Here is a 12,400-nt window from a genome sequence, read left to right as displayed (position 1 = left end):
AGGAGATCTGCAATGAGCTTCATCGAACGCCTCGCCCCCCTGCGCAACCAGCCCGGCACCCGCCTCACCTCCGGTCTGGACGATGCCACCCTGACCACCCTGTCCGCCAACCACCCGCAGCTGATCGCCGCGGTGAACGCCGCCGCCGAGGAATTCGCGCGCGTGCAGGCCGACCTGGGGCCGCTGCTGGCGCAGGACGAACAGGCGCAGATCGACGCGATGCAGGACGGTTTCGTCAATTTCTATGCCGATGACGCGGTGACCCCGTACGTGGCACTGGCCGCGCGCGGCCCGTGGGTGGTCACCCTGAAGGGCGCCGTGCTGTACGACGCCGGCGGCTACGGCATGCTCGGCTTCGGACACACCCCGGACGCCGTGCTGGAGGCGATGGCCCGCCCGCAGGTGATGGCCAACATCATGACCCCCAGCCTGTCACAGCAGCGCTTCATTACTGCCCTGCGCGCCGAGATCGGCCACCGCCGTGGCGGCTGCCCGTTCGCCCGTTTCATGTGCCTGAATTCCGGTTCCGAGGCCGTTGGCCTGGCCGCCCGCATCGCCGACGTCAACGCCAAGCTGCAGACCGACCCCGGCGCGCGTCACGCCGGCGCTGCGATCAAGCGCGTGGTGGTCAAGGGCAGCTTCCACGGCCGTACCGACCGCCCTGCCCTCTATTCGGATTCCAGCCGCAAGAGCTACATGCAGCACCTGGCCAGCTATCGCGGCGAGGACTCGGTGATCACCGTGGCGCCGTACGACGAGGCCGGCCTGCGCAAGGTATTCGAGGATGCCGCACGCAACCAGTGGTTCATCGAGGCGGTGTTCCTGGAACCGGTGATGGGCGAAGGCGACCCGGGGCGCTCGGTGCCGCCGTCGTTCTATGCCGTGGCCCGTGAACTGACTCGTGCGCATGGCAGCCTGCTGCTGCTCGACTCGATCCAGGCCGGCCTGCGCGCGCATGGCGTGCTCTCGGTGGTGGACTACCCGGGCTTCGAAGGCCTGGACCCGCCGGACATGGAAACCTATTCGAAGGCACTGAACGCCGCGCAGTACCCGCTGTCGGTGCTGGCGGTGACCGAGCATGCCGCGCAGCTGTACCGCAAGGGTATCTACGGCAACACCATGACCAGCAATCCGCGTGCGCTGGACGTGGCCTGCGCCACCCTGGCCCAGCTGACCCCGCAGGTGCGCGCCAACATCGCCGAACGCGGTGCCGAGGCCGTGCGCAAGCTGGAGCAGCTCAAGAGCGAGCTGGGCGGGCTGATCACCAAGGTGCAGGGTACCGGCCTGCTGTTCTCGTGCGAGCTGGCACCGCAGTTCAAGTGCTACGGCGCCAACTCCACCGAGGAATGGCTGCGCCAGCACGGCATCAACGTGATCCATGGTGGCGAGAACTCGCTGCGCTTCACCCCGCACTTCGGCATGGACAGCGAAGAGCTGGACCTGCTGGTGGGCTTGGTCGGCCGCGCCCTGCGTGAAGGCCCGCGCCGCGAGCAGGCCGCGGCGGCGTAAGCCCCCGCTTTTTGTAGAGCCGAAGGCAGCGGCAGGAGCCGCTGCCAACGTCGCTGGCGACGGCCCGAAGGGTGCCGGGCAGGACGACCGGCATAGCCCATGCTCGGCTGGCGCCTTTGCCGCGATCTGAACGAAGAGCAGCCGAGCGCGGCTCGGCTCTACAGAAGGCCTCTCAAGGCCTCATAATCCTTGAACACCCCGTCCCTGACCGCCCTGCGGTCGGCGACGGGGCGTTTTCGTTTCCGGCCAAGAGACAGGAAGATCCATGAAATCGATCTGTGTGTACTGTGGTTCCAACGCTGGCAGCAAGCCGGCCTATACCGAACGCGCCATTGCACTGGGCGACCGCATCGCCCGCGACGGCCTGCGCCTGGTGTATGGCGGCGGCAACGTCGGCCTGATGGGAACCGTGGCCAATGCCGTGCTCGCCGCTGGCGGCGAGGTGACCGGCGTGATCCCGCGTCAGCTGGCCGACTGGGAAGTGGCCCACCGTGGCCTGACCGAACTGGAGATCGTCGGTTCGATGCATGAGCGCAAGTCGCGCATGTTCGACCTCGCCGATGGCTTCGTCACCCTGCCCGGCGGCTTCGGCACCATGGAAGAGATCTTCGAGATGCTGACGTGGCGCCAGCTGGGCATCGGCAACAAGCCATGCGCGTTCCTCGACGTGGAAGGTTTCTACGCCCCGTTGATCGGCATGATCGACCGCATGGTGGAAGAGCGCTTCCTGCACCCGGACCAGCGCCAGGATCTGTGGTACGGCTCGGACATCGAAGCGATGCTGGAGTGGATGAAGAACTACCAGCCGGCCCAGGCCTCGAAGTGGATCGACGAGAAGCGTCGCGCCGCCCTGCGTTGATGCAACTGCACGCGGTGGCTCAGGCCGCCTCGTGCGACCACGGGGCGGGCCGCCCCAGCAGATAGCCCTGGCCGTAATCGCAGCCCAGTTCGCGCAGGGTCTGCCGCTGCGCCTCGGTCTCGATGCCTTCACCGATGGTCTCGATGCCCAGCGTGCGCGCCAGCGACAGTACGCCTTCGACCAGCGCGCGCGTGCTCTGCACTTCCGGTCCATGCAGGCCGGCGATGAAGCTCTGGTCGATCTTCAGCGTACTGATCGGGAAACGGTGCAGGTAGGACAGCGCGGAGAAGCCGGTACCGAAATCGTCCAGCTGCACCTGGATTCCGCGCTCGCGCAGCCCCTGCAGGATGCGCAGCGTGTGCGGGCCATCGTCCAGCAGCGCCACCTCGGTGATCTCCAGGCGCAGCCGGCGCGGATCGGCACCGCAGCTGTCGAGCAGGCCGAACAGGCGGTCACTGAATTCGGCGGAGCGGAAATGCCGGGGTGAGACGTTCACCGAGACGTAGCCTTCGCCCCCCTGCGCCAACCCTGCGATGACCTGCTCGTAGATCAGCCAGTCGACCTGTTCGATCAGGCCGCTCTCTTCACCCAGCTCCAGGAACGCGCCCGGCAGCAGCAGGCCACGGCGTTCGTGCTGCCAACGCAGCAGCGCCTCATGACCGACCACTTCGCCATCGGACAGGCGCACGATCGGCTGGTAGAACGGCACGAAATCGCGGTTGTTGATCGCACGACGCAGGTCGGCCTCCAGGTCGAGGCTGCGCATGGCCTGCTCGCGCATGTCTTCGTCGAAGATCGCGCAGCGGTCATGACCCTGCGCCTTGGCCCGGTACATGGCCGCGTCGGCGTCGCGCAGCAGCTCTTCGCCGGTGCGGTAGCGCGGGTTCCACAGGGCGATGCCCAGGCTGCCGGACGGGAACAGTTCGCGCCCGGCGATCCACATCGATTCCTGCAGCGCCAGCAGCAGGCGCTGGCCAAAGTCCAGCGCCTGTGCCAGGCCCTGCGGGCATTGCAGCAGCACCGCGAATTCATCACCGCCCAGCCGCGCCACAACGTCCTCGGCGCCAGCCATCGATACGATGCGCTTGGCCACCTCCACCAGCATGCGGTCACCGGCAGCGTGGCCGATACTGTCGTTGACCAGCTTGAAGCGGTCCAGGTCGAGGAACAGCACGGCGAACACCGGCCCACCATCACGCTTGGCCAGCGCCAGCGCATCCTGTAGGCGGTCCAGCAGGTGCAGGCGATTGGGCAGGCCGGTCAGCGCATCGTGCATGGCCTGATGGGTCAGGCGCTGCTCGGCACGCAGCCGCTCGCCGATCTGCCCGAGCAACTTCTCGTTGACCTCGGCCAGCTCGCGGGTACGTTCTTCCACGCGCTTTTCCAGCTCGGCATGCGCCGAGCGCAGCCGTTGCTGGTCGCGCTGACGGGCCAGGCCGGTACCGATGTTCTGCGCAACGAAGGTCAGCAGGCGCTGGTCATGCACGCTGAAAATGCTGTTCTCGCTGTAGCTCTGCACCACGATCGCGCCGACCACTTCGTCGTCGCGCAGCAGTGGTACGCCCAGCCAGCAGTGCGAACGCGCACCGGATTCACGCACCTCGCCACTGGCCAGCAGTGCATCGATCTGCGCGCGCGAGGCCAGCAGCGGGCGCCGGTTGCGCACCACGTATTCGGTCAGGCCCCGGCTGAAGGGCCGTGGCGCGCGGCTGGCATTGTGCTCGTCCACCGAATACACGAAATCCAGGCCGTTGCCGGCCGGGTTGACCAGGGCGATGTAGAAATTGCGCGCGTCGAGCAGACGCCCAACCACGCCATGCACCTGTCCGTAGAACTGGGCCAGGCTGTCGGCTGACATCGCCATCTCGGCAATGTTGTAGAGCGCGGTCTGCAGCTGTTCGGCGCGACGCCGCTCGGTTACTTCGTCCTGCAGGCTGTGGTTGGCCCGCTGCAGTTCCTGGGTACGCCGCTCTACCTGCTGCTCCAGCCGCACCTGCGCCTGGCGCCGGTCCATCGCGGTCTGCACATGCTGCGCAACGAAACCCAGCAATGCGCGCTCAGCCTCGCCATAGCGGGCCGCCTGTTCATAGCTCTGAACCACGATGGCACCGCATACACGGCCATCGCGCAGCATCGGCACGCCCAGCCAGTCCAGGCTTTCCGGCCCACGCTGCGGGTCGTGCTCCTGTTCCATCACCTGCGCCAGCAGTTTGCGCGAGGGACCACTGAGCGGTTTGCCATGGCGCAGCAGCGCCACGGTCAGGCTGCGCGGCATCTCGCTGGCGTCATGGCTCTGCGTGGGATCGGCGACGAAGTCATCGACCTGATCGGCGAAGTACAGGAACCGGATCTGGTCGCGCACATCGTCGTATTCCACGATGTAGCAGTTCTCGGCATACATCAGCGTGCCCAGCACACCATGCACGTGGCGCAGCATCTCGGGCATTTCCAGGTCGGCACCGGCCAGGTCTGCAATCTGGAACAGGGCCTGCTGCAACCGCTCGGCCTCTTCCAGTGCCTTGATCTGGCCGGCCTGGCGGCCGCGCTGCAGCGCCAGCTCCATCGCCTGCCGGGCAACGCCCCACCATGCCGGCGAAGGCACTGCGCCTTCGACCGACAACAGCAGGCGCGCACCATCATGTTCCCAGCCGTGCTGGCCATCGCCCGCGCCGGGTGCCGCCGCATCACCTCCGGCAGCCGCTGTCGGCCAGCCCCCCTGGCCACGACCGAGCTGCGGGTCGTCCCAGCCGACGCGGACCAAGGCCGTTTCCGGCAAAAGCGCATGCAACGCGCGCACCAGCGCCGTGCTCAGCACGGCCTCGTGTGGTGGCTCTTCCGCCGGTTCAGCATGCGTGGACAAATGACAATCTCTTGGCGCCGTCTGTGCGTCGCCTCCCCTGAGCCGCCGAGCATAGCGCGCCACCCGGGGGGCAATGGAAGCCCGTAAACCCCGAATCGTGCGCCCGTACGTTTTTCCTGCTGTCCGTAGCCCCTTCCGAGCCATGACCCTCGCCCTGCCCGCCCCCGCTACCGGCTATGCGCCATCGCCTGCAGGCCTTACCCTGTACGCCGTGGAAGCCAGCGCACTGCCAACCGATGAAGCCTTGATGCTGGCCTGGGCCGGTGGCGACCTGCGCGCATTCGAAAGCCTGTATGCGCGCCATCGCAAGCGCCTGTTCGGCTTCCTGCTGCGGCAACTGCGCGACAACGCGCTGGCCGAGGAGATCTTCCAGGACGTCTGGCAGCGGGTGATCAGCGCCCGCGCCGGCTGGCAGCCCGAGGCGGCGTTCAGCACCTGGTTGTTCCGCATCGCGCACAACCGCCTGAATGACCATTGGCGTGCCGCCCGTCATCGCCCCGCCGCGCCGGCCGACGCCGATCTGCGCCTGGCCGCGATCGAGGATGGGCAGACCCCGGAAGGTGAGCTTTCCGAATTCGAACAACGTCGCCGCATCCAGCTGGCGATGGAACAACTGCCGCCGGAGCAGCGCGAGGTGCTGCAACTGCGGCTGGATCAGGAACTGAGCCTGGAGGAGATCGGCCAGATCACCGGCGTAGGCCGGGAAACCGTGAAATCGCGGCTGCGCTATGCGATGGACAAGCTGCGTGCGGGATTGAACGCATGAACCGAGACGAACCGCTGACGCCGGAAGAACGCGAGCTGGCCCGGCTGCTCGGCCGTCGCGCCGAGCAGGCACCGCCCGCCGCACTGGACGCCGCCATCCTGGCCGCGGCCCGCGCTGCCGTGGACGCTCCGGCTGCCGATGCGGTCGCCTCTCCCGAGGCGCCGCGCACGCAGCGCACACGCCCGCGTTGGCCGGCGGTGTTCGGCATCGCCGCCTCGATGGTGTTCGCCATTGGCATCGCCTGGCAGCTGCGTCCGGAACCGCCGCCGGTTCCGGCCGGTGAGGCCGCTGTTGCTGCGGCACCGGCTGCGGCAGAAGACGTTGCGGCTGCCGATCAGGCCGCTGACAGCAGTGCAGCCGACAGCGCGGTGGCGGCTGCGGAACCGGCCGCTGCGCCCGCAGCGCCCGAGGCAGGCCCTGTTGCCGCTGCCCCGGCACCGGCACCGGCCATCGCGCGCACGCGCAAGCCTGCGCCGGCCGAGACCGCTGAAGCGCCGGCCCAGGCTGCACGATCGATGGCTGCAGATGCGGTCGCCGATACCTCCTTTGCGGCCCTTCCGCCCGCTCCGGCCGCAGCGCCGCCTGCGCCACCGGCCCCCGCCGCCTACTCGGCACCGGCACCGGCATTCGCGCCGGCAGCGTCCGGGGCGCTGAAAGCACGCACGGCCGCAGCACCGGCAGCCAATGCCGCCGAAGTCGAGCGGGCGCAGGCGCTGGACCGGGTAGAAATCACCTCGATGAAGCGTGAGGCTCCCAGCCGTTCCGCACCAGGCATCATGCGCCGCGGCAGCGATGCGGGCCTGAGCGCGGACGCCGTGCAGGCCGAGGTGGACGCCGACGCACGACTGCCGCGTCGGCAGTGGCTGCAGAAAATCCGCACACGACGCGACGACGGCCAGCGTGATCTGGCCCGTGCCAGCCTGGAGCGTTACATGCAGCAGTACCCGGAAGCGCGCCTGCCACGCGACCTGCGCCCACTGCTGGACGACTGAAGCGGACGGGAATACCCGGCAACCCCGTAGAATGGCGGGAATGCTCGATACTCTCGCCCAGCCGGTCAGCCACACGCTGGAAGTCAAACACAGCCGTTTCATCGCCCAGGCCGCGCCGATCGACGGCGCCGCAGCGGCCATGGCGTTCCTGCAGCAGGTCGCGGTGGCCGATGCCACCCACAACTGCTGGGCCTACCGGCACGGGCAGGACTATCGCTCCAGCGACGATGGCGAGCCGGCCGGCACGGCTGGACGTCCGATCCTGGCGGCGATCGACGGCCAGGGTTTCGACCGGGTGATGGTGGTGGTGACCCGCTGGTTCGGCGGTATCAAGCTCGGCGCCGGTGGCCTTGTACGCGCCTACGGTGGCGCCGCCGCCGAGTGCCTGCGTACCGCGCCGCGCCTGCCGCTGGTAGCGATGGCCCGGCTGCAGCTGCTGGCCGGCTTCGAGGACCTGGGTACCCTGCACGCCACCCTGCCCGCCTTCGGCGCCGAAAAGCGAGATGAACAGTTCGACGCCAACGGCGTGTGCCTGCGGATCGAATTGCCTGCCGATCAGGTCGACGCATTGAAAATCCGCCTGCGCGACGCCACCCGTGACCGTATCCGCATAGAAGACGACGACCAGGATGACTGACAAGGACGACGCCCCCGCTTCGACCCCGCCGCTGCGGCGCCTCGGCAGCCTGCGCACGTTGTGGCCATTCGTGCGCCGCCATAGCGGGCTGTTCACCGCCTGGCTGCTGGCCCTGGCGGTGTCTTCGGCCGCCACGCTGAGCCTGCCTCCGGCGGTGAAGCAGATGATCGATCATGGTTTCAGCAGTGGCGGTCAGATCAACCGCGCCTTCGCCCTGCTGATGCTGGTGGCGGTCGTGATGGCGTTGGGCACGGCCGCGCGTTTCTACTTCGTGTCGCTGCTCGGCGAAAAAGTCGTGGCCGACCTGCGCAGCCAGCTGTATGCCCACCTGATCCAGCTGGGCGCCGGCTTCCACGACCGCAGCCGCAGCGGCGAGCTGGTCTCGCGCCTGACCGCGGACACCGAACTGCTGCGCAGCGTGGTCGGCTCGACCATGTCCGTAGCATTGCGCAGCACGGTCACCGTCATCGGCAGCCTGGCGATGCTGTTCGTCACCAGCCCGCGGTTGGCCGCATGGTCGCTGCTTGGCATTCCACTGGCGGTGCTGCCCATCATCATCGGCGCGCGCAAGCTGCGCACGGTCGCGCGCAACAGCCAGGACCGCATCGCCGATGCCAACAGCCTGGCCAGCGAGACGCTGGGCGCGGTGCGCACGGTGCAGGCACATGCACGCGAGCCATACGAACGCGGGCGCTTCGACAAGGCGCTCGGTGATGCCATCGGCGCCGCCCGCCGCCGCATCGGTGCACAGTCGCTGGTCACCGCCAGCGCCATCCTGCTGGTGTTCGGCGCCATCGTCGGTGTGCTGTGGCTGGGCGCGCACGACGTCATCGACGGCCGCCTCAGCGCCGGTACGCTGGGCCAGTTCGTGCTGTATGCATTGATCGGCGGCGGCTCGGTGGGCGCGCTGGCCGAAGTATGGAACGAGCTGCAGCGCGCGGCGGGCGGCATGGGCCGCATCGGCGAACTGCTGCAGGAAGACATCGAGATCCGCGCGCCGGCACAGCCGCACGCGCTGCCGCAACCGCTGCGTGGCGAGATCCAGTTCAACGACGTGGTGTTCCACTACCCGCAGCGACCGGACCAGGCCGCACTGGACCACTTCAACCTGCACGTGCGCCCGGGCGAGACCGTGGCGCTGGTGGGTCCGTCAGGGGCGGGCAAGAGCACGGTGCTTTCGATGCTGCTGCGCTTCCATGACCCAGCCAGCGGCCGCATCGACGTGGACGGCATCGACGTGCGCCAGGTCGACCCGGCCGAGCTGCGTGCACAGCTGGCGCTGGTGCCACAGCAGCCTACGCTGTTCGCGGCCAGTGCACGCGACAACATCCGCTATGGCCGCCTGCAGGCCAGCGACGCCGAGGTCGAGGATGCCGCACGAGCGGCCGAGGCCGACGGATTCCTGCGCGCGTTGCCGCAGGGCTATGACAGCGAGCTGGGTGAGCGCGGTGCCCGCCTGTCCGGTGGCCAGCAGCAGCGTGTGGCGATTGCCCGTGCGCTGCTGAAGGATGCGCCGATCCTGCTGCTGGATGAAGCCACCAGCGCGCTGGATGCACAGAGCGAACACAGCGTGCAGCAGGCGCTGGAGCGCCTGATGGCGGGCCGCACCACGCTGGTCATCGCCCACCGCCTGGCCACCGTGCTCAAGGCCGACCGCATCGTGGTGATGGACCAGGGCCGCATCGTCGCCGAGGGCACGCACGCACAGCTGCTGGCCGAAGACGGACTGTACGCTGAACTGGCACGCCTGCAGTTCATCGATTGATGACGTCCGGCTAACATCGGCGCGGCCAAGCTGGCCGCGCAACTGCAGCATCCGCTTAAGGAGGTGCACGATGTCGTTCCGTCAGTTCCCCGCCGTCGACAGCAACGGCGAAAGCCACATCATCATCGAGTTCAAGCCCGAGGCGAATGGCAGCGGGCACCATTCCGAAGCCACGCCGCGCTACGAGCTGGATGATGGGCGGCCGCTGGTGCGCGATGGCCGCGAGTTCACCACCAGTGGCGGCGAGTTGAGGTTGACGATTTGAGGTTCGCCGGGCATGGCCCGGCGCTACCGGATTTCATTCCGCCCCGCTCTGGTGGGTGTCGACCTTGGTCGACATGCTTTTTGCCAAAGGCGGTCGAGCATGGCTCGACGCTACAAAAAAGCATGGTCAATTTTTCACCAAGCATCTTGACAGCCTTGGCTTCCAAGGGCTGCGCGCGGTTATCCACACCTTTGCTCAGAAACCATCCACATCGCCTGTGGATGAATTCAGCCCAGCACCCGTCCGATGCCGGTGGCGTCCACCTCGGCCGCCGCCCGGGTGATCGCCGCCGGATCGCTGCCGGCCACGAATCCGATACGGAAATGCACTTCGCCGCCAGGCGTTCGCGAAGAATGGATCGACGCCAGGCTGATGCGGTGCTGCTCGAACACGTTCAGCAGCTCACGCAGCGAGCCCGGCCGGTCTTCCGGCAGGTGCACCGACAACGCATTGCGCTCGGTCAGGTCAGCCAGCAGATAACCCACGCGTTCGAATGTGTAATTGCCGTCCGCAAGCGCCTGCTCGCCGAAGGCATTGCGATTGGCCGACAGCAGCTGCTCCCGGAATGCAGCACGTGCACCGTCGTCACCCTGACCGACCTGCGCCTGCAGGGACTGCAGCTGGCCGACCAGCCGCTCCAGCATCGGCGCTACGTATGGGTTGCCGAACTGGATGTCTTCGTAGATCGCCGGGTTGAGCGACAGGATGCGCGAGATGATCGCCGTATCCAGCTCGAACGATGCCGACCGGTACGGCATCATCGCGGCCAGATTGCCCAGCTGCGGCTGGTACTGGCGCAGCACGCCGGCCTGGGCCAGGTGAGTGGCATGCACCATCGCCTGTACCAGCGCCATCATCTGGTCGTGGTGCTGCGGCGTGGCGCGCACGCACTCAGCCTGCAACGCCGTGCACAGCGTATCGACCCACGGCTGCCAGTGCAGCAGCCGCGCTTCGCAGACCACCATCACCCGGCCCTTCAGGGTCGGCGCCTTGGGCGGAGCGGTCATCGGGTGCAGGCCGACCACTTCGGCTTGAGAGGCCAACATCGCCTGGACCGGCGCTTCCTTTACCGAGGTCACGTCCAGCCACAGCCGGTCCTGCTCGCGGCCGGCCGACTGCTGCACGTACTCGGCAATCAGAGCCGGCGTATGCCGGATCGGTGCCGAGAACACCAGCACGTCGGCCTGCGCCAGCAGCTGTTGCGGCGTATGCGAGTCCGGATCGGCCGGATCGTGGCCGATGACCTGCAGCTGCATGTGCTGCTGGAAGAAGCGGGTCAGCCAGCGCCCATAGGCGCCGGCACTGCCGATGATGCCGACCGTGCGCGGCGTACGTTCGAGCAGGCCGCTCATGCCACGCGTTCGGCGCGGAAGCGCGACCCTTCGGCCAGCGCGGCAGGCGCTGCCGCGATCACGTCGAACTCTTCGAAGCCGTTGTCCAGGGTCGCCTCCAGCGCCGCGTGGGTGCCCGCAATCGCACGCGAGATCGCCTGCTGCATCGATTCGCCGCGCAGCAGGAACGACACCACCAGCGACATCAGCACGTCGCCGGTACCGGCCACGTCCACCGGCAGCAGGGGCGAGGTCCAGCGCCAGGTCTCCTCGCGGCCGACCGCCAGGGTCACCAGTTCACCCGGGTTGCCGCCCACGCTGTGCGCGATCACCCAGTGCGGGCCACGGTCCAGCAGCGTGCGTGCGGCGGCGATGGCATCGGCCTCGGCGAGTGCTGGCATGCCGGTCAGGCGATTCAATTCAAAGGCGTTCGGGGTCACCAGCCAGGCATGCGGCAACAACCGCTCTGCGAAGATCGCTTCCAGGCCCGGTTCCACGTAGGGGCCGGTGTGAGTATCACCGATCACCGGATCCAGGCAGTAACGCAGCTGCGGGCAGGCCGGCAGGATGTCGTCCAGCCAGTCGGCGAAGGCAGCACCGTTGGCCGTGCTGCCAAAGTAGCCGGAGACGAGCATCTTCGCCCGCTGCGGCAGGCCGCGCTCGTGGGTGCCCAGCAGCAGGTCGGTGAACCAGTCGGCGGGCAGCACACGGCCGCGGGTGGTGTCGTAGAACGGCGCATTGCTCAGCAACACGGTCGGGATCTCCGCCACGCGCACGCCGAGTGCGCGCATCGGCGGTACCGCGGCGCTGTTGCCGGCATGGCCGTAGACAAGTTGCGACTGGACCGAGATGACATCGATCGGCGACGGGCCGTCGGGCCGCTGGCGGCGGCCGTGGACCAGGTGGTTATCAAGGGATTCGCTCATGGCCGCATTCTACGCTCAAGGGGGTTTTCGGCAGGGCTTGCAGCCCTGCACCTGCCAAAGCTTCAAGCAACGGCAAAGGCAAAAGCCAAAGCGAGCTATCCGTGGGATGGCGGGGCGGTGTCGGAGTGCGGGGACGCCGTGAACCCGTCCATGGGGGCTTGGCCGCGGCATCCATGCCGCGGACACCCCGCACTCCGACACCGCCCCACCTTCGACAGGTTCACGCGGCTGTTGGTAACTGCGGCTGTTGTGCCGCACGGCTGTTGGTAGGTGTCGACCTTGGTCGACACATCTGTCAGACATCGAATGAATTCATCCACGCATGGCATGGATCTACCGTGTCGACCAAGGTCGACACCTACCAGAGCAGTAAGCCGTTCCGGCAGATCACGGAAAACTGTCGAAGGCGGGGTGGGGGGGGGGGGGGGGGGGGGGGGGGCCCGGGGGGCCCGGCCCCGCCCCCCCCCCGCGGGGGAAGGGCGGGCCACCC

Annotated in this window: 10 protein-coding genes; 7 read left to right on the top strand and 3 right to left on the bottom strand. The window is 67.9% G+C overall.

The window, feature by feature from the left end:
• The first annotated feature begins 12 nt into the window (after positions 1-12).
• Together AC13FN_RS05750 and AC13FN_RS05745 are read left to right on the top strand one after the other, a co-directional pair.
• Positions 13-1,509, top strand: a complete 1,497-nt coding sequence (locus AC13FN_RS05750; protein ID WP_482985253.1) for an aminotransferase class III-fold pyridoxal phosphate-dependent enzyme — start codon at positions 13-15, stop codon at positions 1,507-1,509.
• Positions 1,510-1,774: 265 nt separating this feature from the next.
• Positions 1,775-2,368 carry an LOG family protein gene (locus tag AC13FN_RS05745; RefSeq protein WP_010484495.1) on the top strand — a complete coding sequence of 198 codons (594 nt, stop codon included), beginning with the start codon at positions 1,775-1,777 and terminating at the stop codon, positions 2,366-2,368.
• A gap of 19 nt (positions 2,369-2,387) precedes the next feature.
• Here AC13FN_RS05745 and AC13FN_RS05740 read toward each other — a convergent pair whose 3' ends face one another.
• The gene (locus tag AC13FN_RS05740; RefSeq protein ID WP_482985252.1) at positions 2,388-5,228 is read right to left on the bottom strand and encodes a bifunctional diguanylate cyclase/phosphodiesterase; all 2,841 of its coding nucleotides are present in this window, start codon (positions 5,226-5,228) and stop codon (positions 2,388-2,390) included.
• Between the two features lie 247 nt (positions 5,229-5,475).
• Between AC13FN_RS05740 and AC13FN_RS05735 the strand changes: the two genes are divergently transcribed.
• The 5 genes from AC13FN_RS05735 to AC13FN_RS05715 all read left to right on the top strand — a co-directional run bounded on the left by AC13FN_RS05735 (position 5,476) and on the right by AC13FN_RS05715 (position 9,653).
• Positions 5,476-5,994, top strand: a complete 519-nt coding sequence (locus tag AC13FN_RS05735; protein WP_229301621.1) for an RNA polymerase sigma factor — start codon at positions 5,476-5,478, stop codon at positions 5,992-5,994.
• Positions 5,991-6,986: a hypothetical protein gene (locus AC13FN_RS05730; protein ID WP_049437265.1), complete on the top strand. Its 996-nt coding sequence runs from the start codon at positions 5,991-5,993 to the stop codon at positions 6,984-6,986. The genes AC13FN_RS05735 and AC13FN_RS05730 overlap by 4 nt, the downstream gene beginning before the upstream one ends.
• Before the next feature lie 40 nt (positions 6,987-7,026).
• Positions 7,027-7,623: an IMPACT family protein gene (locus AC13FN_RS05725; protein WP_049437266.1), complete on the top strand. Its 597-nt coding sequence runs from the start codon at positions 7,027-7,029 to the stop codon at positions 7,621-7,623.
• On the top strand, positions 7,616-9,388 hold the full coding sequence (locus AC13FN_RS05720; protein WP_217015658.1) for an ABC transporter transmembrane domain-containing protein: 1,773 nt from the start codon (positions 7,616-7,618) through the stop codon (positions 9,386-9,388). Before AC13FN_RS05725 ends, AC13FN_RS05720 begins: the two co-directional genes overlap by 8 nt.
• Positions 9,389-9,458: 70 nt before the next feature.
• A complete protein-coding gene (locus AC13FN_RS05715) occupies positions 9,459-9,653 on the top strand; it encodes a hypothetical protein (RefSeq protein ID WP_005409247.1) in 195 nt (64 codons plus the stop codon).
• Positions 9,654-9,880: 227 nt separating this feature from the next.
• Here AC13FN_RS05715 and AC13FN_RS05710 read toward each other — a convergent pair whose 3' ends face one another.
• Positions 9,881-11,005, bottom strand: a complete 1,125-nt coding sequence (locus tag AC13FN_RS05710) for a prephenate dehydrogenase (RefSeq protein WP_482985251.1) — start codon at positions 11,003-11,005, stop codon at positions 9,881-9,883.
• The gene (gene pdxY / locus AC13FN_RS05705) at positions 11,002-11,910 is read right to left on the bottom strand and encodes a pyridoxal kinase (protein ID WP_217015656.1); all 909 of its coding nucleotides are present in this window, start codon (positions 11,908-11,910) and stop codon (positions 11,002-11,004) included. Before pdxY ends, AC13FN_RS05710 begins: the two co-directional genes overlap by 4 nt.
• Between the last annotated feature and the right edge of the window lie 490 nt (positions 11,911-12,400).

It is taken from the genome of Stenotrophomonas sp. 115C5, assembly GCF_056861055.1.
Note: the sequence above shows the minus strand (reverse complement) of the source record. Positions and strands in the feature narration are given on the sequence as shown.

What these genes read in the sequence shown, in the direction of transcription:
- AC13FN_RS05750 (WP_482985253.1), top strand. Translation starts at nt 13, where the DNA reads ATGAGCTTCATCGAACGCCTCGCCCCCCTGCGCAACCAGCCCGGCACC.
- AC13FN_RS05745 (WP_010484495.1), top strand. Translation starts at nt 1,775, where the DNA reads ATGAAATCGATCTGTGTGTACTGTGGTTCCAACGCTGGCAGCAAGCCG.
- AC13FN_RS05735 (WP_229301621.1), top strand. Translation starts at nt 5,476, where the DNA reads ATGCTGGCCTGGGCCGGTGGCGACCTGCGCGCATTCGAAAGCCTGTAT.
- AC13FN_RS05730 (WP_049437265.1), top strand. Translation starts at nt 5,991, where the DNA reads ATGAACCGAGACGAACCGCTGACGCCGGAAGAACGCGAGCTGGCCCGG.
- AC13FN_RS05725 (WP_049437266.1), top strand. Translation starts at nt 7,027, where the DNA reads ATGCTCGATACTCTCGCCCAGCCGGTCAGCCACACGCTGGAAGTCAAA.
- AC13FN_RS05720 (WP_217015658.1), top strand. Translation starts at nt 7,616, where the DNA reads ATGACTGACAAGGACGACGCCCCCGCTTCGACCCCGCCGCTGCGGCGC.
- AC13FN_RS05715 (WP_005409247.1), top strand. Translation starts at nt 9,459, where the DNA reads ATGTCGTTCCGTCAGTTCCCCGCCGTCGACAGCAACGGCGAAAGCCAC.
- AC13FN_RS05710 (WP_482985251.1), bottom strand. Translation starts at nt 11,005, where the DNA reads ATGAGCGGCCTGCTCGAACGTACGCCGCGCACGGTCGGCATCATCGGC.
- pdxY (WP_217015656.1), bottom strand. Translation starts at nt 11,910, where the DNA reads ATGAGCGAATCCCTTGATAACCACCTGGTCCACGGCCGCCGCCAGCGG.